General features: G+C 72.5%; 27 protein-coding genes. 16 read left to right on the top strand and 11 right to left on the bottom strand.

Going from position 1 to position 26840, the window contains the following annotated elements; genetic code table 11:
* Positions 1-34: 34 nt before the first annotated feature.
* A complete protein-coding gene (locus QWZ14_RS18480; RefSeq protein ID WP_290318282.1) occupies positions 35-913 on the bottom strand; it encodes an NAD(P)-dependent oxidoreductase in 879 nt (292 codons plus the stop codon).
* 117 nt (positions 914-1030) lie between these two features.
* Here QWZ14_RS18480 and QWZ14_RS18475 point away from each other — a divergent pair, with 117 nt between their 5' ends.
* The gene (locus tag QWZ14_RS18475) at positions 1031-1477 is read left to right on the top strand and encodes a hypothetical protein (RefSeq protein WP_290318281.1); all 447 of its coding nucleotides are present in this window, start codon (positions 1031-1033) and stop codon (positions 1475-1477) included.
* Positions 1478-1516: 39 nt separating this feature from the next.
* Here the strand turns inward: QWZ14_RS18475 and QWZ14_RS18470 are convergent, their stop codons facing one another.
* Genes QWZ14_RS18470 through QWZ14_RS18445 form a run of 6 tightly spaced genes read right to left on the bottom strand, consistent with a single transcriptional unit; the run spans position 1517 to position 6004 of the window.
* Positions 1517-2662 carry an MFS transporter gene (locus QWZ14_RS18470; protein ID WP_290318280.1) on the bottom strand — a complete coding sequence of 382 codons (1146 nt, stop codon included), beginning with the start codon at positions 2660-2662 and terminating at the stop codon, positions 1517-1519.
* Positions 2662-3102, bottom strand: coding sequence for an MgtC/SapB family protein (locus QWZ14_RS18465; RefSeq protein ID WP_290318279.1), 441 nt, complete (start codon positions 3100-3102; stop codon positions 2662-2664). The genes QWZ14_RS18470 and QWZ14_RS18465 overlap by 1 nt, the downstream gene beginning before the upstream one ends.
* 3 nt (positions 3103-3105) lie before the next feature.
* A complete protein-coding gene (gene ychF / locus QWZ14_RS18460) occupies positions 3106-4200 on the bottom strand; it encodes a redox-regulated ATPase YchF (RefSeq protein WP_290318278.1) in 1095 nt (364 codons plus the stop codon).
* A gap of 38 nt (positions 4201-4238) precedes the next feature.
* On the bottom strand, positions 4239-4718 hold the full coding sequence (locus tag QWZ14_RS18455) for a hypothetical protein (RefSeq protein ID WP_290318277.1): 480 nt from the start codon (positions 4716-4718) through the stop codon (positions 4239-4241).
* The gene (gene pth / locus QWZ14_RS18450; protein WP_290318276.1) at positions 4718-5293 is read right to left on the bottom strand and encodes an aminoacyl-tRNA hydrolase; all 576 of its coding nucleotides are present in this window, start codon (positions 5291-5293) and stop codon (positions 4718-4720) included. Before pth ends, QWZ14_RS18455 begins: the two co-directional genes overlap by 1 nt.
* Positions 5294-5317: 24 nt before the next feature.
* Positions 5318-6004 (bottom strand): 50S ribosomal protein L25/general stress protein Ctc, encoded by a 687-nt coding sequence (locus tag QWZ14_RS18445; protein WP_290318274.1) that lies wholly within the window; start codon positions 6002-6004, stop codon positions 5318-5320.
* A gap of 204 nt (positions 6005-6208) precedes the next feature.
* Between QWZ14_RS18445 and QWZ14_RS18440 the strand changes: the two genes are divergently transcribed.
* Positions 6209-8821 (top strand): DUF2339 domain-containing protein, encoded by a 2613-nt coding sequence (locus QWZ14_RS18440; RefSeq protein WP_290318273.1) that lies wholly within the window; start codon positions 6209-6211, stop codon positions 8819-8821.
* Here QWZ14_RS18440 and QWZ14_RS18435 read toward each other — a convergent pair.
* Both QWZ14_RS18435 and QWZ14_RS18430 read right to left on the bottom strand, forming a co-directional pair.
* A complete protein-coding gene (locus QWZ14_RS18435) occupies positions 8793-9392 on the bottom strand; it encodes a histidine phosphatase family protein (protein WP_290318272.1) in 600 nt (199 codons plus the stop codon). The two genes, QWZ14_RS18440 and QWZ14_RS18435, sit on opposite strands and share 29 nt — an antisense overlap.
* Positions 9393-9394: 2 nt before the next feature.
* Positions 9395-10012 carry a glutathione S-transferase family protein gene (locus tag QWZ14_RS18430; RefSeq protein ID WP_290318271.1) on the bottom strand — a complete coding sequence of 206 codons (618 nt, stop codon included), beginning with the start codon at positions 10010-10012 and terminating at the stop codon, positions 9395-9397.
* 199 nt (positions 10013-10211) lie between these two features.
* Here QWZ14_RS18430 and QWZ14_RS18425 point away from each other — a divergent pair, with 199 nt between their 5' ends.
* Positions 10212-11309: a branched-chain amino acid aminotransferase gene (locus QWZ14_RS18425; protein WP_290318270.1), complete on the top strand. Its 1098-nt coding sequence runs from the start codon at positions 10212-10214 to the stop codon at positions 11307-11309.
* Between the two features lie 40 nt (positions 11310-11349).
* On the opposite strand, the gene QWZ14_RS18420 is transcribed toward QWZ14_RS18425, so the two are convergent.
* Positions 11350-12282, bottom strand: coding sequence for a ribose-phosphate pyrophosphokinase (locus QWZ14_RS18420; protein WP_290318269.1), 933 nt, complete (start codon positions 12280-12282; stop codon positions 11350-11352).
* Between the two features lie 316 nt (positions 12283-12598).
* On the opposite strand from QWZ14_RS18420, the gene fliF reads away from it, so the two are divergent.
* The 12 genes from fliF (at position 12599) to QWZ14_RS18360 (ending at position 25743) form a co-directional block, all read left to right on the top strand.
* Positions 12599-14251, top strand: coding sequence for a flagellar basal-body MS-ring/collar protein FliF (fliF, locus tag QWZ14_RS18415; protein WP_290318267.1), 1653 nt, complete (start codon positions 12599-12601; stop codon positions 14249-14251).
* Positions 14251-15252 (top strand): flagellar motor switch protein FliG, encoded by a 1002-nt coding sequence (fliG, locus tag QWZ14_RS18410; RefSeq protein WP_290318266.1) that lies wholly within the window; start codon positions 14251-14253, stop codon positions 15250-15252. Before fliF ends, fliG begins: the two co-directional genes overlap by 1 nt.
* Entirely contained in the window at positions 15249-15926 is a 678-nt protein-coding gene (locus QWZ14_RS18405) for a hypothetical protein (protein WP_290318265.1), read from the top strand. The genes fliG and QWZ14_RS18405 overlap by 4 nt, the downstream gene beginning before the upstream one ends.
* A gap of 2 nt (positions 15927-15928) precedes the next feature.
* Positions 15929-16252: a flagellar motor switch protein FliN gene (gene fliN, locus QWZ14_RS18400; protein WP_290318264.1), complete on the top strand. Its 324-nt coding sequence runs from the start codon at positions 15929-15931 to the stop codon at positions 16250-16252.
* A gap of 3 nt (positions 16253-16255) precedes the next feature.
* Positions 16256-17650 carry a sigma-54-dependent transcriptional regulator gene (locus tag QWZ14_RS18395; protein ID WP_290318263.1) on the top strand — a complete coding sequence of 465 codons (1395 nt, stop codon included), beginning with the start codon at positions 16256-16258 and terminating at the stop codon, positions 17648-17650.
* A gap of 3 nt (positions 17651-17653) precedes the next feature.
* The gene (flhA, locus tag QWZ14_RS18390; RefSeq protein ID WP_290318262.1) at positions 17654-19717 is read left to right on the top strand and encodes a flagellar biosynthesis protein FlhA; all 2064 of its coding nucleotides are present in this window, start codon (positions 17654-17656) and stop codon (positions 19715-19717) included.
* Positions 19718-19727: 10 nt separating this feature from the next.
* Positions 19728-20705 (top strand): flagellar biosynthesis protein FlhF, encoded by a 978-nt coding sequence (locus QWZ14_RS18385; protein ID WP_290318261.1) that lies wholly within the window; start codon positions 19728-19730, stop codon positions 20703-20705.
* Complete coding sequence (locus QWZ14_RS18380; protein ID WP_290318260.1) at positions 20702-21460, top strand: nucleotide-binding protein; 759 nt, start codon at positions 20702-20704, stop codon at positions 21458-21460. The genes QWZ14_RS18385 and QWZ14_RS18380 overlap by 4 nt, the downstream gene beginning before the upstream one ends.
* Before the next feature lie 148 nt (positions 21461-21608).
* Positions 21609-22688, top strand: coding sequence for an OmpA family protein (locus tag QWZ14_RS18375; RefSeq protein ID WP_290318259.1), 1080 nt, complete (start codon positions 21609-21611; stop codon positions 22686-22688).
* Between the two features lie 181 nt (positions 22689-22869).
* Entirely contained in the window at positions 22870-23916 is a 1047-nt protein-coding gene (locus QWZ14_RS18370) for a TRAP transporter substrate-binding protein (protein WP_290318258.1), read from the top strand.
* A gap of 7 nt (positions 23917-23923) precedes the next feature.
* Positions 23924-24418, top strand: a complete 495-nt coding sequence (locus QWZ14_RS18365) for a TRAP transporter small permease (RefSeq protein ID WP_290318257.1) — start codon at positions 23924-23926, stop codon at positions 24416-24418.
* Positions 24418-25743 (top strand): TRAP transporter large permease, encoded by a 1326-nt coding sequence (locus QWZ14_RS18360; RefSeq protein ID WP_290318256.1) that lies wholly within the window; start codon positions 24418-24420, stop codon positions 25741-25743. Before QWZ14_RS18365 ends, QWZ14_RS18360 begins: the two co-directional genes overlap by 1 nt.
* Here QWZ14_RS18360 and QWZ14_RS18355 read toward each other — a convergent pair.
* Positions 25712-26440 (bottom strand): EAL domain-containing protein, encoded by a 729-nt coding sequence (locus tag QWZ14_RS18355; protein ID WP_290318255.1) that lies wholly within the window; start codon positions 26438-26440, stop codon positions 25712-25714. The two genes, QWZ14_RS18360 and QWZ14_RS18355, sit on opposite strands and share 32 nt — an antisense overlap.
* 256 nt (positions 26441-26696) lie before the next feature.
* Between QWZ14_RS18355 and QWZ14_RS18350 the strand changes: the two genes are divergently transcribed.
* Positions 26697-26834, top strand: a complete 138-nt coding sequence (locus QWZ14_RS18350; protein WP_290318254.1) for a hypothetical protein — start codon at positions 26697-26699, stop codon at positions 26832-26834.
* Positions 26835-26840: the final 6 nt, after the last annotated feature.

The following is a 26840-nucleotide window of genomic DNA, read 5'->3' as shown; positions in this document are numbered from 1 at the left end:
AGCAAAACTGCCTAGCTATTTCTCGGTCGGGACACTAGCTCCGGGCTTCCTTTCCCATGATCTTCTCATAGACCTGCAGCACCGAGGTCGAATCCTGCCCGCCGAGCCCCATGGCGCGGCCCATCCGCATCAGGTTCAGCGCCTCCGGCGCCATCAGCCCCGGCAGCCCATGCTCGGCCGCGAGATCCACCGCCAGGCCGACGTCCTTGTAGGCAAGGTCGAGGGCGAAGCTGGCGTTGAAATTGCCCTTCAGCGCCCGGTTCGCCATGCCGCGGAAGGCGGCGCTGTCGCCCGAGCCGTTGGAGATGATGCCGGCCAGGATGCCCATGTCGATGCCCGCGAGGGCGCCGAGCATCAGCCCCTCCGCCGCTATGGCCATGTTGCAGAGGCCGAGCATGTTGTTGATCAGCTTGGCGACCGAACCGGAGCCCACCGGCCCGACATGCACCACCTGGCTGCTGAAGGAGGCGAGCAGGCCGCGGTTGGCCTCGACCGTCGCCGCCTCGCCGCCGACCATGATGACGATGCTGCCGTCGGTCGCCCGGATGACGCCGCCGGTGACCGGGCTGTCGAGGAAGCCGATGCCCTTGGCCGCCAGCTCCTCGGCCAGGCGGCGGACCACGGCGGGGGCGTTGGTGCTGAGGTCGATCAGCACCGTGCCGGCGCCGGCATGGGCCCCGATGACGGCCGCGACCGCTTCGACATGCTTCGGCGTCGGCAGCGAGGTGAGGATCACGTCGCACTCCGCCGCCAGGGCCTCCAGCCCGGTGCCGGCGGTGCCGCCGACCGCGGTGCAGGCCGCCATCGCCGCCGGATCGAGGTCGTAGACGACGACCTCGTGGTTCACGCCCTTGATGAGGTTGCGGCACATCGGACCGCCCATGTTACCGAGACCAATGAATCCGACCTTCATCGCCGCTTCCCCCGGGGTTCTTGCGGGGCCAGCCTAGGCGGCGGCCAAAAGCTTGTACAAATTCGCGCCCCGTCTCCGCTATGGCCAGCGTCGCGGCCAGGACGTACAGGACTCGCCATGCAAACCCGATATGCCGCCCTCGCCCTTGGCCTGCTCTCCCTCCTCGGCTGCGCCAACGAGACCACCATCCCGGAACCGGCCGCAGCCCGGGCCGGTGCCGCCGACGCACCCCGCCCGCAGGCGGCAGCGCGGCAGCCGGTCCTCGCCTTCGACGGGCAATGGGCCGGCACCATCGCCCTCAATCCGGACCGCACCCGCGAATGCCCGCGCCCACCCACGCAGGAGCGGCAGATCACGGTGACCCGGGGCCGGGCGACCTTCGTGCTGAACCCGACGACGCGGCAGACCCAGTCCGGCATCGTGGCGCAGGAAGGCGGGATCCGGATGGTCGATTCGCTCGACCGCAGCATCGCCACCACCGGGGTCTTCGCCGATGGGGTGTTCATCGGCGAATACCGCAACGGGCTGTGCAGCTATGCCGTCCGCATGACCAAGCGCAGCTGAGGGGCCGGCGGCGCGGTGACCTCGGCCGGGCCGCCGGCCCTAGCCCAGCTCGCGCAGCCTCCAGCCGCCGACGACGACCGCCAGCAGCAGCCCGGCCACCAGCAGCAGGGCCATCGATAGGCCGATGACCTGGGCGAGGATGCCGATCGCCGCCGGCCCGGCCAGCACGCCGGCATAGCCGAGGGTGGTCACCGCCGGGACCGCCAGGCTTTCCGGCATGGCCGTCTGCCGGCCGATCGCGGTAAACAGCACCGGCACGATGTTCGAGGCCCCGGCACCGACCAGCGCGAAGCCGAGCAGCCCGGCCTCCCAGGCCGGAACGGCGACCGCCAGGGCGAATCCGCCGGCGGCGAGCAGCCCGCCGGCGACCAGCACGCGCCGGGGGCCGAACCGCTGCACGATGCGGTCCCCGGTCAGCCGGCCGATGGTCATGGTGAGGGAGAAGGCGGCATAGCCGAGGCCGGCATAGGCCGGGTCGAGCCCCCGCCCCGCCGCGCCCTCCCCGGCCAGGAAGATGGCGCCCCAGTCCAGCACCGCGCCTTCCGCCAGGAAGGCGATGCAGCACAGCGCGCCGATGGCCAGCACCACCCCATGCGGCAAGGCGAAGGCGGGACCCTCGCTGCGGCTGCCCTGCGGCAGCAGATGCGGCGCCGCGACCGCCAGGGCGCCGAGTGCCAGGGCGGCCTCGGCGAGGGCGGCCAGCAGCGGCGCGGCGCCGGCCGCCAGCAGCGCGGCCATGCCCGCCGCGCCGGCCAGGCCGCCCAGGCTGAACAGGCCATGGAAGCCGGACATCAGCGGCCGGCCGCTGGCCCGCTCGACGATGATCGCCTGCATGTTCATGGCGACATCCACCGCGCCGATCCCGGCGCCGAAGACCAGCAGGACGGCCAGCAGCAGCCAGGGCTGCGCGACGACGGCAAGCAACGGCAGCGCCGCGCAGGCCAGCAGGCTACCCAGGATGATCACGAAACGGCACCCGAGGCGGGCCGCAGCGGCGCCCGCCAGCGGCATCGCCAGGATGGAGCCGATGCCGAGGCCGAGCAGCAGCAGCCCCAGCACCCCGTCCGAAACCTCCAGCCGGGCCTTGGCGAAGGGCACCAGCGGTGCCCAGCCGGCCATGATGCAGCCGGCGAGGAAGAAGGCGATGCGGGTGGCGCGCTGCTGCCGGCGCGGGGCCGAAGACACTAGCGAGGACCACTTTCAGGCGGTGGGGCGCGGTGCTCGATCCAGGCCGAGAGCCGCCGCAGCATGACATGGGCGAAGAGCACCAGGACGGTCAGCCCCAGCGCCATGCCGAACTCGTTCAGGCCGGCGGCGGTGCCGAGGGCGGCCACGGCCCAGAAGGTGGCGGCGGTCGAGAGGCCACGGACGGTGGTGCCGCGCCGCAAGATGACCCCGGCGCCGAGGAAGCCGACGCCGGTGGCGATGGCGCCCAGCGCCGCGCCCGGATTGCTGCCGCCATGCTCCACCGCGATGCGGGCGAAGACGCATGCCGCGGCGGCGACCACCGCGCAGGACCGCAGACCGCCGGGGTGGCGCCGCCATTCCCGCTCTGCGCCGACCAGCGCGCCGAGCAGGAAGGCGATGCCGACCGCCAGGGCATTGGCGGAGAAGTCGGGCAGCACCTGCTAGACGTTGAAGCGGAACAGCAGGACGTCGCCGTCCTTCACCAGGTATTCCTTGCCCTCGACCCGCATCCGGCCGGCTTCCTTGGCGCCCTGCTCGCCGCCGAGGGCCACGTAGTCGTCATAGGCGATGGTCTCGCAGGCGATGAAGCCGCGCTCGAAGTCGCCGTGGATGACGCCGGCGGCCTGCGGCGCCTTCATCCCGCGGGTGATGGTCCAGGCCCGCGTCTCCTTCGGGCCGACGGTGAAATAGGTCAGCAGGCCGAGCAGCGCGTAGCCGGCGCGGATGACGCGATCGAGGCCGGCATCCGGCAGGCCGAGGCTCTCGAGGAAGTCGCCGCGGTCGGCAGGCGGCATCTGGCTGATCTCGGCCTCGATCGCGGCGGAGACGACCACGGCCCGGGCGCCCTGCGCCGCGGCCATGGCGAAGACCCGCTCGGAGAAGGCGTTGCCGGTGCCGGCCGAGCCTTCCTCGACGTTGCAGACATAGAGCACCGGCTTGGTGGTCAGCAGCTGCAGGCGCTTGGCCGCTTCCTCCTCGCCCTTCGGCACCGCGGTGCGGGCGGGGCGGCCGGCCTGCAGCGCGGTGACGATCGGGTCGATCAGCACCAGCTGCGAGATCGCCTCCTTGTCGCCGTTCTTGGCCCGCTTCTGCAGGCCGATCTGGCGCTTCTCCAGGCCCTCGAGATCGGCCAGCATCAGCTCGGTCTCGACCGTCTCGGCATCCCGCACCGGGTCGACGCTGCCCTCGACATGGGTGACGTCGCCGTCCTCGAAGCAGCGGAGGACATGGACGATGGCGTCCACCTCCCGGATGTTCGCCAGGAACTGGTTGCCCAGGCCCTCGCCCTTCGAGGCGCCGCGCACAAGCCCGGCGATATCGACGAACTCCAGCGTGGTCGGGACGATCTTCTGGCTCTTGCCGATGCGCGCCAGCTCACCGAGGCGCGGGTCGGGCACGCCGACGCGGCCGACGTTCGGCTCGATGGTGCAGAAGGGATAATTCGCCGCCTGCGCCGCTGCCGTTTCGGTCAGCGCATTGAACAGCGTGGATTTGCCGACATTGGGCAGGCCGACGATGCCGCAGTTGAAACCCACGATACTCTCCTAGAGCGTGATCGCCTGAGGTGGACAGCCTAACGGGCGCGACCGAGCAATTCGGCCAGGGTCTGGGCGATGGTGGCGGCGGCGATGCGGGCCGCGCCGTCATCGGTGCCGCGCGCCAGGGCGGCGGCGCGGATCAGCGCCGCCAGCACGCCCGGCAGGGTGCCGCCGCGCCGGGCGGCGGCGGCGATGCGGTCGGCCAGCCCGGCGGGGTTGCCGCCGCCGCCGGTGATCTCGGCGGCATCCAGCAGCAGCGCCGCCTTCATCGCCGCCTCGCCGGCGGCGGCGAGCGCCACCCGCTGGCGCCGGATATCGGACAGCGGCCCGCCGTTGGGGTCGCCCGGGCTGATGGCGGCGGCCTGGCGCAGCGCGGCGGCCGTGGCGGCGAGCGCCTGGGCCTCGCGCACCATGGCCGCGGCCAGGGTGGCGGCGCCATTGGCGAAATCCTCGGCCCCCGGGCCGCCCATGCCGCCGCTGAAATCAGCCTCCTCGGGATCCATCGGCGGCTGCATCAGCGGGTCTCCTGGGTCAGGAAGGCGACGCGGGTCATGAACTCCTCCGGCTTGCCGCCGGCCAGCAGCGGCGCGGCATCGGCCACGGCGTCCACCAGCGGCTCCAGCCAGTCGTCCACCTTGGCGAAATTGCCCAGCACATGGCCGGTCACCCGGTCTTTGTGGCCGGGATGGCCGATGCCGAGGCGGACCCGCCAGAAGTCCGGCGAACCCAGCGCCCGCTGCATGTCTCGCAGGCCGTTGTGCCCGGCCGCGCCGCCGCCGCGCTTCACCCGCACCTTGCCGGGCGCCAGGTCGAGCTCGTCGTGGAAGGCGCAGATCTCGCCGGGCGGGATCTTGTGGAAGGCCGCGGCCGGCTGCACCGCCTCGCCGGAGCCGTTCATGTAGGTCAGCGGCTTCAGCGCCAGCACCTTGGTGCCGGCGATGCTGCCTTCGGCGATCAGGCCCTTGAACCGCTGCCGCCATGGCGAGAAGCCATGGCGGCGGGCGATCGCATCGAGCGCCATGAAGCCGATGTTGTGGCGGTGCCGCGCCTGGGACGGCTCGGGATTGCCCAGGCCGACCCAGAGCAGCATCGTCGTCTCGTCCGGTGTTGTGGACTACTTCTTCTTGGCGGGGGCCTTGGCGGCCGCGGCCGGCGCGGCAGCGGCCTTGCCGCCCTTGCCCTTGACGGGCGCCGGCTCGACCGGGGCGGCGACCACTGGGGCGATGTCCTCGACCACCGTCGGGGCGGCGACGGTCGCCACCACGAAGTCGCGGTCGATGACGGCCCGGGTGCCGAACTGGTCCTTCACCGCGGACCAGCGCAGGCTGTCGCCGATCTCGGCGGCGGCCAGGTCGATCTCGAAGGCCTCTGGCACCTGGTCGGGGTCGGCGAAGACCTCGATGTCGCGGCGGACGACGTTCAGCACGCCGCCGGTCTTGATGCCGGGGCAGGTGTCCTCGTTCAGGAAGCTGACGAGCACCTTCACGCGGATCTTCTGGCCGGCGGCGAGGCGCTGGAAGTCGACGTGGATCGGGCGGTCGCTGACCGGGTGGAACTGGATGTCGCGCATCAGGGTGCGCTCCGTCCCGCCACCCTTTACCGCGACCTCGTACAGGTGGCTCTGCCAGCCGCCCTTGTGCAGTTCCTTCATGATGTCGCGCGGGTCGAGGGCGATCAGCGTCGCCTCCTGCTTCGCGCCATAGATCACTGCGGGGACCAGGCCCCCTTTCCGAGTTGCGCGCGCCGCCCCCTTACCGGCCTGCTCACGCGACTCGGCCTCGATCCGAATGGTTTGGACCATGGTCGGTACTCCGTTTGCTAAGGACTATGAACCTGGCGACGCGCACCGACATGGGCGCAACGCCAAGCGCGCGGGCCTCCAGGGGTGCCCGCGTCGGTCCGGGAGTTAGCGGATCGGCGAAGGCCGTGCAACAGCGCGCCACCGCCGCCCGGAAGCGACGGGCGGCGCCTTGACCAAGCGGGTTCGCTAGCGGAGCGTTCCCCAATGGAAGCAATGCTCATCCTGCTGATTCTCGGCTTCTTCCTCGGCTGGGGGCTGGGGATCGCCGGTTACGTCCGGGCCGGCGGCCTGCAACGTCGGGTGGTGGCCCTGGAGGCGGCCTTGCGCGCCGGGGGCGTGCCGCTCGCGGAAGCTGCGCCGGCCCCGCCCTCGCCCTGGGCCCGGCCGGAGGAACCGGCGCCGGACAGGCCGGAGGCGATGCCGCCGGAGCCGGAGCCGGTCGCCGATCCCCTCCCCGCCCCGGCCCGGCGGCGGCCGGGGCTCGAGGAACTGCTGACCCTCCGCCTGGGTGTCTGGCTCGGGGCCGGGGCCCTGTTGCTGGCGGGCGTCTTCCTGGTGCGGACGGCGGTGGAGGAAGGCTGGCTGGGGCCGGAGGCACGCTGCGGCCTCGCCGCGCTGCTCGGGCTGGCGCTGGTGCTCGGCGCCGAATGGCTGCGGCGGCGGCCGGCGGCGGAGCGGCCCGGCCTCCCCTGGCCGGATCAGGCGCCGGCGGCGCTCGCGGCCGGCGGCGTCGCCATCCTGTTCGGCGCCGCCTATGCGACCGGGCCGATGTACGGGCTGGTGCCGCCGCTGCTGGGCATCGCCCTGCTGGCGCTGGCGGCCCTGGGCGGGATCGCCCTGGCCCTGGTCTTCGGCCCGGTGGTCGCTGCCATCGGCATCGCCGGCGCCTATGTCACCCCGGCCCTGGTCGAGACCCAGGATCCTTCCCTGCCCAGCCTGTTCCTCTATCTGCTGGCGGTGACGGCGGCGGCGCTGGTGGTGCTGCGGCAGGTCGGCGCTGCCTGGCTCGGCTGGTGCGCCACCATCGCCGCGGCGGGCTGGGTGGTCGCCGGCGGGATGATCGCGGCCAGCCCGGGCGAGTTGTGGTTCCCGGCGCTCTTCGCCCCGGCCGCGGCCGCGCTGCATGTCGTCCTGCTGCCGGGTGCGGCGCTCGAGAGCGGCCTCGGGCGCCGGCTCGCCTTCCTGCCCTTCGCGGTGCTGGCGGCGGCGGGGTTGGTTCTGGTGCCCGGCGCCAGCGGCCTGGCCCCGGCGGCGGGAGTGCTGCTGTTCTCGCCCATCGCCCTGGCGCGGGCGGCGCGGGAGCCGCGGCTGGTGCTGCTGCCCTGGGTCGCGGCGCTGGCCGGGCTGCTGCTGCTGCTCGGCTGGACCATCCCGGCCTGGCTGCCGCCGAATGAGGCGGTGACCATCGACGGCGTGGTGCAGGCGCTGCTGCCGATCCATCCCTGGCCGCCCGAGGCGCTGGTCCCCTTCCTCGGCTGTGCCGCGTTGCTGGCCGCGCTGCATGCGGCGGTGGGCATCTGGCAGGAGCGCCGTGCCCCCCACCCGCTGGCCTGGGCGGCGCTGCCGGCCGCGGTGCCGGTGCTGGTGCTGCTGGTGGCCTATGCCCGGGTGCGTGGCTTCGCCCTTGATGCCCGCTGGGCGCTGGCGGCGCTGGCGCTCGCCGCCGGGCTGGTCGGGCTGGCGGGCCTGGCGCAACGGGAGGCCGCGCCGCAACGTGCCGGCGCCCACGCCGCCGGCGCCATGGCGGCGCTGGCGCTGGGGGCGGCCATGGTGCTGTCCGACCAATGGCTGACCCTGGCCGTGGCGCTGTTCCTGCCGCCGCTGGCCTGGGTGGAAGGCCGCAGCGGCCTCACTCCCCTGCGCCATGTCGCCCTGGCGGTCGCCACCCTGGTGCTGGCGCGGCTGCTGCTGAACTGGAACATCGCGGATTACGCCTTCGGCAGCACGCCGCTGGCGAATGGCCTGCTGGCCGCCTATGGCGTGCCGGCGGCGAGCTTCGCCCTGGCGGCCTGGATGTTCCGCCGCCGCCGCGACGACCTGCTGGTCGCGGTGCTCGAAGCCGGGGCGCTGGTCTTCACCACCGCGCTGGTGGTGCTCGAGATCCGCCATGCCCTGACCGGTGGCGAGCCGATGCGGGCGGCAGGCTGGCCCTTCCGCGAGGCGGCGCTGCAGCTCACCGCCCTGGCGCTGCTCGCCGCCGTCACCCGATGGCTGGATGGGCGGGCCGGCGGCCGGCCGGTGCTGGCCTGGGGCTGGCGGCTGCTGCAGGGGCTGGTGGTGGCGATCGGCGCCGGGCTGGTGGTGGCCAATCCGGCGTTGGAGGCCGGCGTCGCGCTCTCGCCCTGGCCGATCCTCAACGAGCTGGCGCTGGCCTATGCGGTGCCGGCCGTGCTGGCCGCTCTGGCGGTGCGGGCGGCGGGCCCGCGCTGGTTCGGCAAGCTGCTGGCGCTTTATGCCCTGGCCGCCGGCTTCACCTGGGTGACGCTGGAGGTGCGGCACCATTTCCACCCCGCCGAGATGTCGCTCGACCTGGAGCCGATCGGCGGCTCGGAGCTCTATGCCTATAGCGGCGCCTGGCTGGCCTTCGGCGCGGCGCTGCTGGCGCTTGGCATCCGCCAGGGCGTGCCGGCGCTGCGGCTGGCGGCGCTGGCGGCGATCGGGCTGACGATCCTCAAGGCCTTCCTCGTCGACATGGCCGAGCTCGAGGGGCTGTGGCGGGTGCTCAGCTTCCTCGGGCTCGGCCTGGCGCTCATCGCGCTGGGCGCGGTCTACCGCCGTTTCGTGGTGGTCACTCCGGCGCCAGCGCCGCCGGCGTGACCTCCCAGATATTGCCGCCATCGGGGCCGCCGACCGGCGGCGCGCAGTAGATGGGCAGGGCATTCGGGGTGCGGACGTTCGGCTCGTGGCCGAAGGCCAGCCGCAGGGCGCGGAACAGCGCGCCATGCGCGACGATGAGCACCGGGCCGGGCAGCGCCGTGGCCCGGTTCACCGCGGCGACGGCCCGGGCGACCAGCCCGGCGAAGGTCTCGGCGCCGGCCGGGGTGTAGTGGCCGGCGATCCAGTCGTCGTACCAGTCCCCCATCGGCAGGCCTTCCTGCTCGCCGAAGGAGACCTCCTGCAGCTCCTCGTCGAAGCCGACCGGCAGGCCGAGCGCCGCCGCCGCCACCTCCGCCGTCACCCGCGCACGGATGAGCGGGGAGGCGACGATGGTGGCGATGGGGCCGAGGCCGAGCAGGGTCTGCGCCGCCCGCTTCGCCTGCGCCTGGCCGATGCCGTTCAGCGCGATGTCGCTGCGGCCCTGGGACAGGCCCTGGGCGTTCCAGTCCGTCTCGCCGTGGCGGAGGAACCAGAAGGGAATGCGGTTCAGCTGCTCTGCCACGACGGCCATCCTCAGCTCAGGCCTTCGGCCGCGAGCGTCCGCTGCACCGCGGGCCGGGCCTTCATCCGGGCGTAATGCGCGGCGACATTCGGCGGCAGCTCGTTGCCCAGCCGGCCGTTCCACCAGAAGGAGACATAGAACAGCGCGCTATCGGCGAAGGAGAATTCGCCGAGCAGGTAGTCCTTGCCCTCCAGCGCCGCGTCGAAGACCCCGAGGCCCTTCTTGAAGATCTCCTCGCCCTTCGCCTTCACCGCCGCGTGGTCGGCCTCGTTCGGAGCGAAATTGGCCGGGCGGAAGATCCGGGAGAAGCCCTGCATATGCAGCGTGGCCACCGCGAAATCGGTGTACTCCAGGGCCTTGGCCAGCTTGTCGGCACCGGCCGGAAGCAGCTTGGCCTCGGGGAAGCTGCTGGCAAGCCAGAGCGCGATCGCCGGGTATTCGGTGACGACGCCGCCGTCGTCCTTCACCAGGGTCGGCACCTTGGACTTCGGGTTGATCTGGGTGAATTCCGGCTTGAACTGGGCACCCTCGCGGATGTTCAGCGCCACCGGCTCATAGGGCTTGCCGATTTCTTCCAGCAGGACATGAATGCCGATGGAACAGGCGCCGGGCGCATAGAACAGCTTCATGGGAGGCCTCCTCGGATTGCGGCGGCAGACTCACCGAGGCAGCCGCCGCGGGCAAGGGGGGAAATCCCGCCGGTTACGGCCGGGCCAGGGGCGCATGTCTGGGGGGCGCATGGCTGGAATGCCGGTGCGGCCGATAGCCTATGAAGATGTATTTCGTTAGAGTGAGTCCATACGAAACAATGATGCGGAATTCAGCGCCATGGCGTCCATGAACGAACCCACCATCGGCTTCACCCAGACCCGGACGCCGCAGCGCCGACCCGAGGACTCGACCCTGTCCTTCGGCAAGGTCCTGACCGACCACATGTTCATGATGAACTACGAGGAAGGCCGCGGCTGGCACGACCCCCGCGTCGTCCCCTATGCCCCGCTGACGCTCGACCCCGCCACCTCCGTCCTGCACTACGGCCAGGCGGTGTTCGACGGGCTGAAGGCCTTCCGCGGCGGGGACGGGACCATCCGGCTGTTCCGCGCCCAGCGCCATGCCGAACGGCTGAACCGCTCCTGCGCCGCGCTCTGCATCCCCACCATGGACGCGAACCTCATCCGCCGCTCCTTCGAGGCGATCGTCTCGGCCGACCATGCCTGGGTGCCCTCGAGCCCCGGCACCTCGCTCTATATCCGCCCGACCGTCATCGCGACGGAGGTCCAGCTCGGCGTCCATCCGGCGCACAGCTATACCTATTTCGTCATCTGCTCCCCGGTCGGCTCCTACTACAAGGAAGGGGTGAAGCCGGTCCGCATCCTGGCGACGGACAAGTACGTCCGCGCGGTGCAGGGCGGGCTGGGGGAGGCCAAGACGGCGGCCAATTACGCCGCCTCGCTGGCGGCGCAGCAGGATGCGGAGCGCCAGGGCTATACCCAGGTGCTCTGGCTCGACGGCATCGAGCGGCGCTTCGTCGACGAGGTCGGCACCATGAACATCATGCTGCGGATCGGCGACGAGGTGATCACCCCGCCGCTGGCCGGCACCATCCTCGATGGCGTGACGCGCAACTCGGCGCTGACCCTGATGCGCGACTGGGGCCTGAAGGTCTCCGAGCGGAAGATCGCCATCGAGGAGGTCATGCAGGCCGGCCGCGACGGCACCCTGGCCGAGATGTGGGGCACCGGCACCGCCGCGGTGGTCTCCCCGGTCGGCGAGCTCGGCTACAAGGGCGAGACCATCCGCATCGGCGGCGGCCAGACCGGCCCGGTGACGCAGCGGCTCTACGACGCGATCGTCGCGCTGCAATACGGCCGTGCCCCGGACCCACATGGCTGGATGAGCACCGTGCCGGTGCCCGTCGCCGCCTGAAGCCTGACGGCAGGCCCGCGCCAGGCGGGCCTGCCGGCCCTCAGTTGAACAGCGAGGAGACCGAGCTTTCCTCGGAGATCCGTCGCATCGCCTCGGCGAGCAGCGGGGCGATGGTCACCTGGCGGATGTTGGAGGAAACCCGCACCGCCTCCGTCGCCAGGATGCTGTCGGTCACCGTCATGTTCTCAATCGGCGAGGCGCCGACGCGGGCCACCGCGCCGCCCGAGAAGACGCCATGGGTGACATAGACGGAGACGCCGCTGGCGCCGTTCTTGATCAGCGCCTCGGCCGCATTCACCAGGGTGCCGCCGGAATCGACGATGTCATCCACCAGGATGCAGTGCCGGCCCTCCACCTCGCCGATCACGTTCATCACCTCCGAGACGCCGGCCCGCGGCCGCCGCTTGTCGATGATGGCGAGATCGGTGTGCAGCCGGGACGCCATGGCCCGGGCCCGCACCACGCCGCCGACATCGGGCGAGACCACCATCAGGTCGCGGCCCTTGTAGCGCTCCATGATGTCGCGGGAGAACAGCGGGGCAGAGAACAGGTTGTCCACCGGAATGTCGAAGAAGCCCTGGATCTGCGCGGCATGCAGATCCATGGTCAGCACCCGGTTGGCCCCGGCCGTGGTGATGATGTTGGCCACCAGCTTGGCCGAGATCGGGGTCCGCGAGCCCGACTTCCGGTCCTGCCGGGCATAGCCGAAATAGGGGATGACCGCGGTCACCCGCCGGGCGCTGGCGCGGCGCAGCGCATCGAGCGTGATGAGCAATTCCATCAGGTTGTCGTTGGCCGGGTAGCTCGTGGACTGGATCACGAAGACATCCTCGCCGCGGACGTTCTCGTCGATCTCGACGAAGACCTCCATGTCGGCGAAGCGCCGGACGGAGGCGCTGGTGAGCGGCAGGCCGAGGGAGGCGGCGACCGCCTCGGCCAGGGGGCGGTTGCTGTTGCAGGCGACGATCTTCATCCGGCCGGACCCTTGATGTGACACGAGGCGTGTCTGTGCGCGACCCGAACGCCGCCGAAGCCCGCATTCCGCATGGCCGGGCGGAAATATCAAGGTGATGGAGGCCTGTAAATCGCCGGGACCCCGCGGCTGTGACATGGCAGCGCCGCGGCCGGGGCCCTGGTGGGTGCCGCTGGCCGCCGATTTCCATGCCCGCCTTAACCGGACCGAAATCCGCATGCGGCAGTTTCTGCCCCGTTAGCAAAACGCTGGCCGGGAGATAGGTGATGCGGCGGCCTGGTATGGCGGTGCGGCGGTTGAAGGCGCGGTTGGCGGCATGGGCGGGCTGATCGCTGGCCTCAGGACGCTGGGCCCGGTCCGGTTGCTGGCGCTGGCCGCGGTCGGGCTGGGTATCCTGGGCCTGCTGGCTGCCATGGCCTTCCGGGCCGGCGACCCGCCGATGAGCCCGCTCTTCGGCGAGCTCGAACCCCGCGACGCGGCCGCTGTCGTCGCCGCCCTGGAGCGCCAGCGGGTCCCCTTCCGCCTGGCCGGCGGCGGGACCCAGGTGCTGGCCCCCACGGATCAGGTGGCCCGGCTCCGGCTGCTGCTGGCCCGGGACGGGCTGCCGGCCGGCGGCGGGGTCGGCTGGGAAATCTTCGACCGCGGCGAAAGCCTCACCACCAGCCCCTTCCAGCAGGACGTGAACCGGCTGCGGGCGCTGGAGGGCGAACTGGCCCGGACCATCCGCGGCCTGGCCGGGGTCCGCTCCGCCCGGGTGCATCTCGTGCTGCCCCGCCGGGAAGCCTTCTCCCGGGAGAGGGCGGAAGCCCAGGCGAGCGTCGTCCTCGCCATGCAGGGCGCCCAACGGCTGGACCGCGACGGCGTGCAGGCGGTGCTGCACCTGGTCGCCACGGCGGTGCCGGGGCTGAAGCCGCAGAGCATCTCCATCGTCGACAGCCGCGGCGAACTGCTGGCCCGCGGCGGCCAAGCGCTCACCGGCCCGGCCCAAGCCCTCAGCCAGGAGGAGCTGCGCCGGGCCCAGGAGCTGCGCACCGGGCGCGCGGTCGAGGAATTGCTGGAACGCACCCTGGGCCCCGGCCGGGTCCGCGCCGAAGCCAGCATCGAAATGGATTTCGAGCGGGTCGAAACCCGCGAGGAGCGCTTCGACCCGGAGAACCAGGTCGCCCGCAGTACCCAGAGCGTGACCGAGCAGAGCCGCGGCGCCGAGCCCCCGCCCACCTCCGTCGCCACCAACCTACCGGGCCAGGAGACTCCCCCGGCGGGGGCCGGCAGCTCCGAGAACCGGCAGGAAGAGACCACCAATTTCGAGATCGGCCGGACCAGCCGCAACGTCGTGCGGGACCATCCCATGATCCGCCGCCTGTCCGTCGCCGTGCTGGTGGACGGCGTCGCCGAGCCCCCGGCCGCCTGGCGGGAACGCACGCCGGAGGAGCTGGCGCGGATCGCCGCCCTGGTGCGCAGCGCCATCGGCTTCGACGAGCGCCGTGGCGACAAGGTCGAGGTCGTGTCCATGCGCTTCGTCGAGGAGGCCCAGGCCCCGTCCGACGCCGCCGGCTTCCTCGGCCTGCCCATCACCCCGGCGCTGGCGACGCGGCTGATCGAAAGCGGGCTGCTGGCGCTGGTGGCCCTGGTCGCCATCCTGCTGCTCGGCCGCCCGATGGTCGGGCGCTTCACCGCCGTGCTGACGCCGCAGGGCAGCCAGGCCGTGGCCGCCGGTGCCGCGGCCCTCGGCGGGCCGCAGGGGGTGCCGGCCACCCTGCCCGATGGCTCCCCTGCCCCGCCGGGCGAGGCGGGCGGCGCCGAGGACCAGGCGCAGCTCGCTCCGGCCGAGAGCATGGTCGACCTGGCGCATGTCCAGGGCCAGCTCCGTGCCTCGGCGATCAACAACCTTGTGAAATTGGTGGAACAGCATCCGGATGAGGCGCTGACCGTCCTGCGCCGTTGGCTGGCACCGGAGGGGGCGAGCTGATGGCGAGCGGCCTGTTGACCGGACCCCAGAAGGCGGCGGCCTTGCTGCTGGCCATCGGCGAGGAACATGCCGCCGGCCTCTTCGCCCGGATGCATGAGGATGAGATCCGCGACCTCTCGGTGGCCATGGCGACGCTCGGCACCGTCCCCGCCAACGCAATCGAGGATGTCTGCAAGGATTTCAGCGAGCAGCTCGGCCAGGCCGGCTCGCTGACCGGCAGTTTCGAGAGCACCGAACGGCTGCTGCTGAAGACCCTGTCGCCCGACCGCGTCGCCCTGATCATGGAGGAGATCCGCGGCCCGGCCGGCCGCACCATGTGGGACAAGCTGGGCAACGTGAACGAGGCGGTGCTCGCCAACTACCTCAAGAACGAATACCCGCAGACCGTCGCCGTGGTGCTCACCAAGGTCCGCGCCGACCATGCCGCCCGCGTGCTGTCGCTGCTGCCGGAAGGCTTCGCCATGGAGGTGGTGATGCGCATGCTGCGGATGGAGACGGTGCAGAAAGAAGCGCTCGAGGGCGTCGAGCGCACCCTGAAGATGGAATTCATGTCGAACCTCGCCCGCGCCGCGCGGCGCGACGCGCATGAGATGATGGCCGAGATCTTCAACAACCTCGACCGGGCCGCCGAGAGCCGCATCCTCGCCGCCCTCGAGGAGCGCAACCGCGACAGCGCCGAGCGCATCCGCGGATTGATGTTCACCTTCGAGGACCTGCAGCGGGTCGACGGCGCCGGGCTGCAGACCCTGCTGCGCTCGGTCGAGAAGGACAAGCTGGCGCTGGCGCTGAAGGGTGCCTCGGAGACCCTGCGCGAGCTGTTCATGAAGAACCTCACGGAACGCGCCGCCAAGCTGCTGCGGGACGACATCGCCGGGCTCGGCCCGGTGCGGCTGCGCGACGTGGACGAGGCGCAGGCGATGATCGTCGCGGTCGCCAAGGACATGTCGGCGGCCGGCACCATCACGCTGCAGGACGGGCGTGACGAGGAGATGGTGCCATGAGTTCCGGCTTCGAGCCGGTCCTGGTGCTGCAGCGGCCGCGGCCCGGCGCGCCGTCCAGCGCCCGCTTCACCGTGCCGGACCTGGATGCGCCGCCCCCCGAGGCGCCGGACCCGGCCGCCCTCGCCGCCGCCGAGGCCGCCTCTGCCGCCGCGGCCCAGTCCGCGCTGCTCGCCGCCGAGCATGACCGTGGCTTCGCGGCCGGCGAGCTGGCCGGCCAGGCTGCGGCGGCCGCCAGCCAGGCCGCGACGCTGGCCACCGCGCTCACCGCCATCGGCGCCGCGCTGGCGCAGGCCGGCGAAGCGGCGGCGCAGGCGGCGGAAGAAGCCGCCGGCGCGCTCGCCGGATTGCTGCTTGCGGCGCTGGACGCCGCCCTGCCCGCCGCCGCCGCCCGGCTGGCGCCGGAGTCCGCGGCGCTGCTCGCGGCCCATCTGGCGCCGCTGCTGGCGGACTCGGTCGCCGTCACCCTGCATGTGCCGCCCGGCTGCGCGGCCGCGGCGGCAGCCCGCATCGGCGACCCGCGGCTGGAGGTGCTGGAAGACCCGGCCCTGCCCGCGGGCGCGGCCCGCGCCAGCTGGCGTGGCGGGGCGGCGGGCTTCTCGCCCGTGGCGCAGCGCCAGGCGGTGGCGGCGCTGCTCGAGAGCTACGGACTGCAAACCCCGACCAAGGAGATCTGATCATGGCCGAGCCCGGCGGCTTCGAGACTTTGGGCCCGACGGAGGCGACGGCGCCGCGCCCCGCCGCCCCCTCCGGCCGCGACCTGGAGGCGGTCTACGACATCCCGGTGCAGGTCAGCGCGGTGCTCGGCCGGGCGACCATGCAGGTCTCCCAGCTGCTCAAGCTCGGCCGCGGCGCGGTGGTCGAGCTCGACCGCAAGCTGGGCGAGGCGGTCGACATCTACGTCAACAACCGCCTGGTCGCGCGCGGCGAGGTGGTGATGGTCGAGGACAACCGGCTCGGGGTGACCATGACCGAAATCGTGAAGGGCGACAGGGGGATCTAGCGCATGGCACGGGTCCTCATCATCGGCGCGCTGGATGCGGAGCTGGGGCAGGCGGCGCGCATCGCCACGGCGCGCGGCGCGCGCCTGACCCAGGCCGACGGCGTGGCCTCCGGCCTGGCCCGGATGCGGGCGGACGGCGCCGATCTCGTCCTGTGCGACGTCAGTTATGACATCGGCTGGCTGGTCGAGCAGCTGGCGGCCGAACGCATCGCCTGCCCGGTGATCGCCTGCGGCCGCAACCCCGATCCCGCCGCGGTGGTGCGCGCCATCCGCGCCGGGGCCAAGGAATTCCTTCCCCTGCCGCCGGATGCGGACCTCATCGCGGCCATGCTGACCGCCGCCGCCGGCGATGCCGAGGCGCCGGTCACCCGCGATGCGGCGATGGTGGCGCTGCTGGCCCGGGCGACGCAGCTCGCCACCGCCCAGGCCAGCGTGCTGATCACCGGCGAGAGCGGCACCGGCAAGGAGGTGCTGGCGCGGCACATCCATCGCAGCAGCCGCCGCTCCGGCGGCCCCTTCGTCGCGCTGAACTGCGCCGCCCTGCCGGAAGCGCTGCTGGAATCCGAATTGTTCGGGCATGAGAAGGGTGCCTTCAGCGGCGCCGTCGCGGCCCGCCGCGGCAAGTTCGAGCAGGCCGACGGCGGCACGCTGCTGCTCGACGAGATCGGCGAGATGGATCTGCGCCTGCAGGCCAAGATCCTGCGCGTCATCCAGGAACGCGAGGTGGACCGGCTGGGCGGCGGCGCGCCGACCAAGGTGGACGTACGGCTGCTGGCCGCGACCAACCGGGACCTCGCCGCCGAGGTGCAGGCCGGGCGGTTCCGCGCCGACCTGTACTTCCGGCTGAACGTCGTCGCCCTGCATATCCCGCCGCTGCGCGAGCGGCCGCTGGACATCAGCGCCCTTGCCGCACATTTCGCCGACCGCTTCGCCGAGGCCAATGGCCTGCCCCGGCGCGCGGTGACACCGGCGGCGGAGGCCCTGTTGCTGGCGCATCCCTGGCCCGGCAATGTCCGGGAGCTGGAGAACGCGCTGCACCGGGCCGTGCTGCTGGCCCGCGGCGGCAGCATCGGGCCGGAGGCGATCGAGCTGGCCCGGCTGCCGCCACCACCGCCGGAGGCCGCGAGCGCCGCTGCGCCGGCGCCCGCCGCAATCCCGGCCCCGCCTGCCCGCAGCGTCAGCGGCCTGGTCGGCCGCAAGGTCGAGGAGGTGGAGCGCGACCTGATCCTCGAGACGCTGACCCATTGCCTGGGCAACCGCACCCGGGCGGCCGAGATCCTCGGCATCTCCATCCGCACGCTGAGGAACAAGCTGCACGAGTACCGCGCCCAGGGCATGCCGGTCCCGGCGGTGCATGCGGCCGGCTATCCCGGCACCTCCTGGCCGGCGGAAGCCTGAGGCATGGGCGGCATCGCGGTCCCCGGCTGGCTGCGGCGGCTGCAGCCGGGCGGCGACGTCACCCTCGCGGTCGGCGTCGGCGTGCTGCTGGCGGTGCTGGTGGTGCCGCTGCCGACCCTGCTGCTCGATGCCGGCCTGGCCCTGTCGATCACCCTCGCCGTGCTGGTGCTGATGGTGGCGCTGTTCCTACGCACGCCGCTCGACTTCACCGCCTTCCCGCAGCTGCTGCTGCTGACCACCCTGCTGCGCCTCGCGCTGAACGTCGCCACCACCCGCACCATCCTCAGCCATGGGCATGAGGGACCGGAATCGGCCGGCCAGGTGGTCGCGGCCTTCGGCGGCTTCCTGATGGGCGGCGACGTGATGGTCGGGATGATCGTCTTCGCCATCCTGCTCATCGTCAATTTCATGGTCGTCACCAAGGGCTCCGGCCGCATCGCCGAGGTCGCCGCCCGCTTCAGCCTGGATGCCATGCCGGGCAAGCAGATGGCGATCGACGCCGACCTCTCGGCCGGCATCATCGATGAGGCGGAGGCGCGCCGGCGCCGCAGCGAGCTGGAACAGGAAAGCGCCTTCCATGGCGCCATGGACGGCGCGGCGAAATTCGTCCGCGGCGATGCCATCGCCGGGCTGATCGTCACCGTGGTGAACCTGCTCGGCGGCCTCGCCATCGGCGTGCTGCGGCATGGGATGCCGGTCGGCGAGGCGGCCACCACCTTCGCCACGCTGACGGTGGGCGATGGGCTCATCAGCCAGATCCCGGCGCTGCTGATCTCGGTCGCCGCCGGCATCGTGGTCACCAAGGGCTCCGGGCGGGAGCGTGCCGACGAGATGATGAGCCGCCAGCTCGGCGGCGGCTGGAAGCCCATGGCGCTGGCCTCGGGCGTGGCCGGGCTGATGGCGCTGATGCCGGGGATGCCGCTGCTCCCCTTCGTCGCCCTGGCGGCCGGTGGCGGCGCCCTGGCCTGGACCAGGCGCGCCGCCGATGCCGCCGCGGCCGAAGCGCCGCCGCCGGCCCCGCCGCCGCCCGGCGAGCCCCCGGTCGCGGAGGCGCTGCGGCTCGACCTGCTGCGGCTGGAACTGGGCTATGGGCTGCTGGCACTCGCCGCCGGCGACGCCCCCCGGCTGACCGAGCAGATCCGCGCGCTCCGCCGCTCCATGGCCAGCGAGATGGGCTTCGTCCTGCCCAGCGTCCGCATCCAGGACAACCTGGAACTGCCGCCCGACCACTACATCCTGCGGGTGAAGGAGATCGAGGCGGCGCGCGGCCGGCTGCGGCCGCCGCTGCACCTAGCCATCGACCCCTCCGGCCAGGTGCCCGCCATGGCCGGGGAACGCACGACCGAGCCCACCTTCGGCCTGCCCGCCCTCTGGATCGAGGAAGCGCTGCGCGACGAGGCCCTGGCACGGGGCTGCACCGTGGTCGATTGCGCCGGCGTGCTGGCGACGCATCTGACCGAGACGGTCCGGGAGAACATGGCCGAGCTGCTCTCCTTCGCCGAGACCCAGAAGCTGCTGGATGAACTCCCCAAGGAGCACCAGAAGCTGATCGCCGACGTCATCCCCTCGCAGATTGGCGTCGGCGCGCTGCAGCGGGTGCTGCAGGCGCTGCTGGCGGAACGCGTCTCGATCCGCGACCTGCCGACCATCCTCGAGGGCGTGCAGGAGGCGACGGCGGGCGGCGCCCGCGGGATGTCCACCATCCTCACCGTGGTGCGCGGCCGGCTGGCGCGGCAGCTCTCGGATGCGGCACGCGGGCCGCAGGGCTACGTGCCGCTGATCGCCCTGTCGCCCGACTGGGAACTGGCCTTCGCCGAGAGCCTGGCCGGCCCGCCGGAGGAGCGCCAGCTCGCCATGGCCCCCTCCCGCCTGCAGGAGTTCATGCAGCGGGTGCGGGAGGTCTTCGATGCCGCCGCCGCCGCCGGGGAAACGCCGGTGCTGGTCTGCTCGGCCGGCATCCGCGGCCATGTGCGGGCGATCGTCGAGCGGTTCCGGCCCTCGACCACCGTGCTGAGCCAGGGCGAGATCCATCCGCGGAGCCGCATCCGCACCGTGGGCAGCCTGTGAAGGACCGCCGATGCGCCTGAGGCTGTTCCGCGCCGCCGGCATGGCGGAAGCCATGGCCCAGCTCCGGGCCGCATTGGGCCCCGATGCGGTGATCCTCGACAGCAGGCGGATCCCGGGCGGCGGCGTCGAGGTGACGGCAGCGCTGGACCGCGATCCGGCGCCGCCCGAACAGCCCGCGGCCGAGCCGCCCGGTGCGCCGGAGGCGGATGAGCTGTGGCTCATCCCACCGCGCCCGCCCGCTCGGCCCCTGCCCGATCCGCCGACGTCGCCGGCGCCGGCGCCCAGATGGAGGCGGCACAACCTGCCGCGGGCGCTTGCCGCGAGGCTTGGCCCCGCCCCGCTGGCCGAGGGCCTCGCCGCCGCCCTCGGCTTCGCGCCGCTGCCGGATGGGCTGGACCGGCCGGTGCTGCTGGCCGGGCCGCCCGGTGCCGGCAAGACGCTGAGCTGCGCCAAGCTGGCCACCCGGGGCGTACTGGCCGGCGCCGCGCCCCTCGTGGTCACCACCGACAACGCCCGGGCCGGCGCCCCGGAGCAGCTGGCCGCCTTCACCCGGCTGCTGGGCCTCACCCTGGCGGTGGCGCCGGAGCCCACCGTGCTCGCCCGGGCGATGGCCCGGCGGCAGCCGGGCCAGCCGACCTGGATCGACACTGCCGGCTGCGACCCCTTCGATGCCGCCCAGGCCTCCCGGCTGCGGGCCCTGGCGCAGGCTGCGGAGGCCGCGATCGTCGTTGTGCTGCCGGCCGGGCTGGACCCGGATGAGGCGGGCGAGATGGCGGCGGCCTTCGTGGCGCTCGGGGCGCGCCATCTGCTGCCGACCCGGCTGGACGGCGCCCGGCGGCTCGGCGGCGTCCTGGCGGCCGCGGCGGCCGGGCTTGCCCTGGCCGAGGCAGGCACCGGTCCCGGCGCCGCCGATGGGTTGACCCCGATCGACGCGACCTGGCTGGCGCGCCGCCTGCAATCCCCCTTCGCTGCGGAGCCTCTCGCATGAGCATGCCGTCCCCCGGCCGGATCATCGCCGTCGCCTCCGGCAAGGGCGGCGTCGGGAAGACCTGGCTGGCCATCACCCTGGCCCATGCGCTGGCCCAGGACCTGGCACCGGCGGGCCGGGTGCTGCTGGTGGATGCCGATTTCGGCCTCGCCAACGTGGACGTTCAGCTCGGGCTCGATCCGGCCCAGGACCTGGGCGCCGTGCTGGCCGGGCGGGTGGCCCTGCCGGCGGCGGCACAGCGGCATCCGGCAGGCTTCGACCTGCTGCCCGGCCGCTCCGGCTGCGGGTCCCTCGCCGGGCTCGGGCCGGTGGCGCTGACCCGGCTGCCCGACCTGCTGCGGGAGGCGGCGGCCCTCTGGCAGGTGGTGCTGCTCGACCTCGGGGCCGGGCTGGAGCCGGCGGTGCGGCAGCTGGCGGCCGTGGCGGATACCCTGCTGGTGGTCGCCACCGCGGAGCCGACCAGCCTGACCGATGCCTATGCGGTGCTGAAGCTGCACCGGCGGGACCGGCCGGGCGGGGATGCGCGGGTGGTGGTGAACATGGCCCCGGACCGGGCGCAGGGGGAGCGCACCTGGCGCAGCCTCGATACCGCCTGCACCCGCTTCCTCGGCACCGGCGTGCCGCTGGCCGGCATCATCCGGCGCGATGCCAAGGTGCCGGAGGCGATCCGGCGGCAGACCCCGCTGCTGACCCGCCACGCCGGCAGCGCCGCGGCGCTGGACGTTACCACCCTGGCGCGGCAGCTTGGCCTGTGAATTCGGGTGAAGGGGCCTGGGCCGCCTTCACCCCAGCGTGTCCATTGCGGCGCAGCATTGCAGCCAGAGGATGTTTAATGCTTGTGTTGGAACCGGCCCGGTGTTTCGGAGTCCACCCCACCCTGCACCCGTGCTTCCGGAGCATCCGATGACCTTCCGCCAGACCCTCCTCGCCACCGCGCTCCTGGCCGCCGCAGCATTCCCCGCGACCGGCAGCGCCCAGCCGGTGTCCGGGCTGTATCTCGGCGCCGGTGCCGGCATCAACAACTGGAAGGACAATTCCAGCCGCGGGATTTCCATCCACGACAATGACATCGGCTTCGCCGGGGTCGGGTCGCTGGGATGGGGCTTCGGCAATGGCTTCCGGGCCGAGGTGGAAGGCAATTACCGCAATCACGAGATCCGGACGCTGGTGCTGCCGAACCGGCTGCTCGGCCATTCCGGCTATGTCGAGCGCTACGGCGTGATGGCGAACGCGTTGTTCGACTTCGACCTCAGCAGCTTCGGCATCGCACCCGCGGTCTACATGCCTTATCTCGGCGGCGGTGCCGGCTATGCCTGGACCGATGTCAGCAAGGCCCGGCTGCAGGGCGCCGGCACCAGCACCTACGCGGTCGACGACACTGCCGGGTCCTTCGCCTACCAGGCGATCGTCGGCGGCGCCTTCGGCTTGGCCCCAGGCCTCGCCATGACCGTGGAGTACCGGTACTTCAACGTGCTCTCGCCGAGCCTCGAGATCAGCCGCACCAGCGGCCCGGCCCAGGCCAACGTGCCGGGCAAGTGGAAGCCGGAGGGCGAGAACCACAGCCTGCTGCTCGGCCTGCGCTACGCCTTCAACCCGCCGGCGCCACCCCCGGCGGTGGCCGAGGCGCCGGTGGCCCCGCCGCCGCCGACGGTCGCCCGCAGCTACCTGGTCTTCTTCGACTGGGACAGGGCCGAGCTGACCGAACGGGCCCGGCAGATCATCGCCGAGGCCGCCGGCAATGCCCGGCGCCTGGCCGCGACCCGCATCGATGTGGCCGGCCACGCCGACCGCTCCGGCACCCCCGCCTACAACCAGCGCCTGTCGGAACGCCGCGCCCAGGTGGTGGCCTCCGAGCTGGAGCGGCAGGGCGTGCAGCGCAGCGAGATCGGCATCACCGCCTTCGGCGAGAGCCGGCCGCTGGTGCCGACCGCCGACGGCGTGCGCGAACCGCAGAACCGCCGGGTCGAGATCGTCGTGCGCTGAGGCCAGGCGGCGGCGCCGTCATCGGGCCCGGGGGAGCGATCCCCCGGGCTTTTCCGTGTCCGGCGTGGCGCCTGCCCAGGGCCGGCGAAACATCTGGCGCTCGGCGGCGGTTTACGCTGAAACCGTCCGGGGGGTGCAGCCTCGCCCCGGCACAACAACACGCCACCCCTGGGAAACGTCCATGCTCCAGCGCCGCCACCTGCTCGCCCTCCCGTTGCTGGCCACGCCCGCGCTGCTGCGGCCGAGCGCCGCCCGGGCCCAGGAGGTGACGCTGCGGCTGCACCATTTCCTGCCGGCGGTGTCCAACGTGCATCGCTTCTTCCTACAGCCCTGGGCGCAGAAGGTCGCGGCCGAGAGCAACAACCGCATCCGCATCCAGATCTTCCCGGCGATGCAGCTGGGCGGTGCCCCGCCGCAGCTCTTCGACCAGGCGCGCGACGGCGTGGCCGACATCATCTGGACCCTGCCCGGCAGCACCCCCGGCCGCTTCCCCCGCATCGAGGTCTTCGAGCTGCCCTTCGTCGCCCACAAGCGCGCCGCGGTGAACGTGCAGGCGGTGCAGACGCTGGTCGAGCGGCGCATGCAGGAGGAGTTCAAGGACGTCCACCTCATCACCGCCTGGGGCCATGACGCCGGGGTGATCCATTCGCGCCGCGAGGTCCGCCGGATGGAGGACATGGCCGGCCTCAAGCTGCGCTTCCCGACCCGGCAGACCGGGGAGGCGCTGAAGGCGCTCGGCGCCGCGCCGGTCGGCATGCCGGTGCCGCAGGTGCCGGAAGCGCTGAGCCAGGGCGTGATCGACGGCGCGGTGGTCCCCTGGGAGGTGGTGCCCAGCATCCGCCTGCATGAGATGGTGAAGAACCACACCGAGATCGCCGGCTCCCCCACGCTCTACGTCGCCACCTTCATCCTCGCCATGAACCCGGCGAAATACGCGGCCCTGCCGGCCGACCTCCGCGCGGTGATCGATGCCAACAGCGGCCAGGCCGCGGCGCGGATGGCCGCCCGCCCCTGGGACGAGGAAGGCCCCAAGGCCGAGGAGATGGTCCGCCGCCGTGGCAACCAGATCGTCGAGCTGCCGGAGGAGGAGCGGAACCGCTGGCAGCGGCAGACCGCGCCGGTGGTCGACACCTGGATCGCCGCCATGAAGGACCGCGGCATCGACGGCGGCGGGCTGCTCGAGGAAGCCCGGGCGCTGGTCGCCCAGTACGGCCAGGGCGTGAGCTGAGCCCAGCATGGCCGACCAGCCGCTGCCGCCACGTGGCGCCATCGCCGCCGCGGCCACCGCGCTCGCCTATGCCGGCGGCGCCGTGCTGCTCGCCACCGCCCTGCTGACCACCGTCAGCGTGGTCCTGCGCTGGCTCACCCGCCAGCCGGTGCCGGGGGATTTCGAGTTGGTTTCGCTCGGCTCCGGCCTCGCGGTGGTGGGCTTCCTCGCCTATGGCACGCTGCTACGGACCAACATCCTGGTCGATACCTTCACCACCTGGGTGCCGCGGCGGCTTGCACGGGGGGTGGATGCCTTCTGGACCCTGATCTGGGCCGGCGCCGCCGCGGTGCTGGCCGAACGCCTGCTGGTCGGTGCGACCGAGACGCTGCGCACCGGCACCACCACCATGGTGCTCGGCCTGCCGACCTGGTGGGCGGTCGGGCTGGCGGCGCTGGGCTTCGGCGCGACGGCGCTGGCGGCGCTCCACTGGGTGGTGCGGCTGCTGCGGGGGCATGGCTGATGGCGCCCGAATTCCTGCTGGCGGCGACCGGCTTCGCCGCGCTGCTGGCGCTGATCGCGGCAAGGGCGCCGGTCGGCCTCGCCATGCTGCTGGTCGGCGCCGGCGGCTACGTCTGGATCGTCGATACCGCGACGCTGCTGAACTACCTGAAGACCACGCCGTATTTCCTCTTCGCCAGCTACACGCTCTCGGTCATTCCGCTGTTCATCCTGATGGGCGCCCTGGCGGAACGCGGCGGGCTGGCGCGGGACCTCTTTGCCGCCGCCAATGCGCTGTTCGGCCACAAGCCCGGCGGCATGGCGATGAGCGTGATCGGCGCCTGCGCCGCCTTCGGCGCGGTTTGCGGCAGCAGCGTCGCCACCACCGCCACCTTCGGCCGCGCGGCGTTGCCGGAGCTGCGGCGCTACGGCTACGACGCCGGCCTCGCCACCGGCACCATCGCGGTCGGCGGCACGCTCGGCATCCTCATCCCGCCCAGCGTCATCCTGGTGGTCTATGCCATCAGCACCGAGCAGAACATCGCCAAGCTCTTCATGGCAGCACTCGTCCCCGGGCTGCTGGCGGCGGTCTTCTACGTCGTCGCCATCTGGATCGTCGCCCGGCTGCGGCCGGCGCTGGCCCCGGCGGCCGCCCGCGCCTCCCCCGAGGTGCGGCGGGAGGCCATGCGCAAGGTGATCCCCGTGCTGCTGATCGCCCTGGTGGTCGTCGGCGGCATTTACGGCGGCATCTTCACCCCGACCGAAAGCGCCGCCATCGGCTGCATCGCCACGCTGGTCGTCGGCGTCTCCCGCGGCACGCTGAGCGGCCGGCAGGTGCGGGAAGCCCTGCTGGCCACCGCCGAGACCACGGCGATGATCTTCGTCATCCTGCTGGGCGCCGAGGTCTTCAACGCCTTCCTGGCGCTGACCTCGGCCCCGGAGCTGCTGGCTCTCTGGATCGCCGAGCAGGATTTCCCGCCCTTCGGCGTGCTGGCGCTGCTGCTGGCGGCCTATATCGTCCTCGGCGCGGTGATGGACGAGCTGGCGATGATCCTGCTGACCCTGCCGATCTTCTTCCCGGTGGTGACGGCGCTCGACTTCGGCCTTGCCAGCACGGAGGAAACCGCGATCTGGTTCGGCATCCTGGTGCTGATCGTGGTCGGCATCGGCCTGACCGCGCCGCCGATCGGGCTCAACGTCTTCGTCGTCTCCTCCCTGGCGCGGGACGTGCCGATCGGCCGGACCTACCGCGGCGTGCTGCCCTTCCTGGCGACCGACCTGATCCGACTGCTGCTCTGCGTCGTCTTCCCCGCGCTCAGCCTGTGGCTGGTGCGGCTGCTGGGCTGACGCCACGGGGCAGCGGCGGCACCGGCAGGCTGCGAAAGCCCGGCCGGGCGAAGAGGTAGCCCTGGAACAGGGTGACGCCGATCTCCTGCAGGGTGGCGCATTCCGCCGCAGTCTCGATCCCCTCGGCGATGACCTGCACGCCGAGTTCGCCGCAGGCCCGGACGATGCTGGCCAGGATGACGCGGCGCGCCCGGTCCCGGTCGCAGCCGCGGACCAGGCCCATGTCGAGCTTGACGATATCGACCGGCAGGTCCGCCAGCAAGGTCAGCCCGGCATGGCCGGCGCCGAAGTCGTCGATCGCCACGCTGAAGCCCATCGCCCGGTAGGCCTGGAAGATGCGCAGCAGGTGGCCGGCATCGGCGACCTTCTCGCTCTCGCTGACCTCGAAGATCAGCCGGTCCAGCGGGAAGCCGGTGCGCTCGGCTGCCAGCAAGGTCGCCTGGATGCAGGCCAGCGGGTTGTAGACCGCATTCGGCAGGAAGTTGATCGCCAGCCTGGCCGCGGTGGCGGCGATGCCGAGACGGCTCGCCTCGTCGATGGCGGCGATGCGGCATGCCTGGTCGAAGGCATAAAGCGCGTCTGGCGCGACCTGGTCGATGACCCAGGCGGCCGCCTGTCCCTCCGGACCGCGCACCAGCGCTTCCTGGGCCATGACGGCCCCACCCTGGCGCAGGTCGAGGATGGGCTGGAAGGCCATGGCCAGGGAGAACCCAAGGCCGATACCCGGGCGGCACCCGACGCAGGCGGGGCTCTTCCGGGTGGGAATAGTGTTCATCATGGAGCCCATTAAGCCGTACTGCCGACACTATAGCGATCGGTTGTGGCTTGGCATGATAAATCGCCTCAAAGTTGTGTAACCCGAGATCTTCGCCCGCCATACGGCCACTGAGTCGACCGTTGACCGGCGAGGGCCACCGCGCGACTGTCCGGCCCAATCACCGGGAGGAGCCGCCATGGCCGAGGACTTCATCCGCGACGCCGCCCGCACCCCGCCCGGGCGCGACGCCGGCGGGTTTGCGCCGGTCGGCGCCGATGGCCCCGGCGCCTTCGCCCTCGGCCATCCGCCGGGCCTGTCCCTCGGCGTCGGCTAGGTCATC

It is taken from the genome of Paeniroseomonas aquatica, from assembly GCF_030409335.1.
In the GTDB taxonomy this organism is placed as follows: domain Bacteria; phylum Pseudomonadota; class Alphaproteobacteria; order Acetobacterales; family Acetobacteraceae; genus Belnapia; species Belnapia aquatica.
This window is presented reverse-complemented; position numbering and strand designations above follow the sequence as displayed.

What these genes read in the sequence shown, in the direction of transcription:
- QWZ14_RS18480 (WP_290318282.1), bottom strand. Translation starts at nt 913, where the DNA reads ATGAAGGTCGGATTCATTGGTCTCGGTAACATGGGCGGTCCGATGTGC.
- QWZ14_RS18475 (WP_290318281.1), top strand. Translation starts at nt 1,031, where the DNA reads ATGCAAACCCGATATGCCGCCCTCGCCCTTGGCCTGCTCTCCCTCCTC.
- QWZ14_RS18455 (WP_290318277.1), bottom strand. Translation starts at nt 4,718, where the DNA reads ATGCAGCCGCCGATGGATCCCGAGGAGGCTGATTTCAGCGGCGGCATG.
- pth (WP_290318276.1), bottom strand. Translation starts at nt 5,293, where the DNA reads ATGCTGCTCTGGGTCGGCCTGGGCAATCCCGAGCCGTCCCAGGCGCGG.
- QWZ14_RS18445 (WP_290318274.1), bottom strand. Translation starts at nt 6,004, where the DNA reads ATGGTCCAAACCATTCGGATCGAGGCCGAGTCGCGTGAGCAGGCCGGT.
- QWZ14_RS18440 (WP_290318273.1), top strand. Translation starts at nt 6,209, where the DNA reads ATGGAAGCAATGCTCATCCTGCTGATTCTCGGCTTCTTCCTCGGCTGG.
- QWZ14_RS18435 (WP_290318272.1), bottom strand. Translation starts at nt 9,392, where the DNA reads ATGGCCGTCGTGGCAGAGCAGCTGAACCGCATTCCCTTCTGGTTCCTC.
- QWZ14_RS18430 (WP_290318271.1), bottom strand. Translation starts at nt 10,012, where the DNA reads ATGAAGCTGTTCTATGCGCCCGGCGCCTGTTCCATCGGCATTCATGTC.
- QWZ14_RS18425 (WP_290318270.1), top strand. Translation starts at nt 10,212, where the DNA reads ATGGCGTCCATGAACGAACCCACCATCGGCTTCACCCAGACCCGGACG.
- QWZ14_RS18420 (WP_290318269.1), bottom strand. Translation starts at nt 12,282, where the DNA reads ATGAAGATCGTCGCCTGCAACAGCAACCGCCCCCTGGCCGAGGCGGTC.
- fliF (WP_290318267.1), top strand. Translation starts at nt 12,599, where the DNA reads ATGGGCGGGCTGATCGCTGGCCTCAGGACGCTGGGCCCGGTCCGGTTG.
- fliG (WP_290318266.1), top strand. Translation starts at nt 14,251, where the DNA reads ATGGCGAGCGGCCTGTTGACCGGACCCCAGAAGGCGGCGGCCTTGCTG.
- QWZ14_RS18405 (WP_290318265.1), top strand. Translation starts at nt 15,249, where the DNA reads ATGAGTTCCGGCTTCGAGCCGGTCCTGGTGCTGCAGCGGCCGCGGCCC.
- fliN (WP_290318264.1), top strand. Translation starts at nt 15,929, where the DNA reads ATGGCCGAGCCCGGCGGCTTCGAGACTTTGGGCCCGACGGAGGCGACG.
- QWZ14_RS18395 (WP_290318263.1), top strand. Translation starts at nt 16,256, where the DNA reads ATGGCACGGGTCCTCATCATCGGCGCGCTGGATGCGGAGCTGGGGCAG.
- flhA (WP_290318262.1), top strand. Translation starts at nt 17,654, where the DNA reads ATGGGCGGCATCGCGGTCCCCGGCTGGCTGCGGCGGCTGCAGCCGGGC.
- QWZ14_RS18385 (WP_290318261.1), top strand. Translation starts at nt 19,728, where the DNA reads ATGCGCCTGAGGCTGTTCCGCGCCGCCGGCATGGCGGAAGCCATGGCC.
- QWZ14_RS18380 (WP_290318260.1), top strand. Translation starts at nt 20,702, where the DNA reads ATGAGCATGCCGTCCCCCGGCCGGATCATCGCCGTCGCCTCCGGCAAG.
- QWZ14_RS18375 (WP_290318259.1), top strand. Translation starts at nt 21,609, where the DNA reads ATGACCTTCCGCCAGACCCTCCTCGCCACCGCGCTCCTGGCCGCCGCA.
- QWZ14_RS18370 (WP_290318258.1), top strand. Translation starts at nt 22,870, where the DNA reads ATGCTCCAGCGCCGCCACCTGCTCGCCCTCCCGTTGCTGGCCACGCCC.
- QWZ14_RS18365 (WP_290318257.1), top strand. Translation starts at nt 23,924, where the DNA reads ATGGCCGACCAGCCGCTGCCGCCACGTGGCGCCATCGCCGCCGCGGCC.
- QWZ14_RS18360 (WP_290318256.1), top strand. Translation starts at nt 24,418, where the DNA reads ATGGCGCCCGAATTCCTGCTGGCGGCGACCGGCTTCGCCGCGCTGCTG.
- QWZ14_RS18355 (WP_290318255.1), bottom strand. Translation starts at nt 26,440, where the DNA reads ATGGCCTTCCAGCCCATCCTCGACCTGCGCCAGGGTGGGGCCGTCATG.
- QWZ14_RS18350 (WP_290318254.1), top strand. Translation starts at nt 26,697, where the DNA reads ATGGCCGAGGACTTCATCCGCGACGCCGCCCGCACCCCGCCCGGGCGC.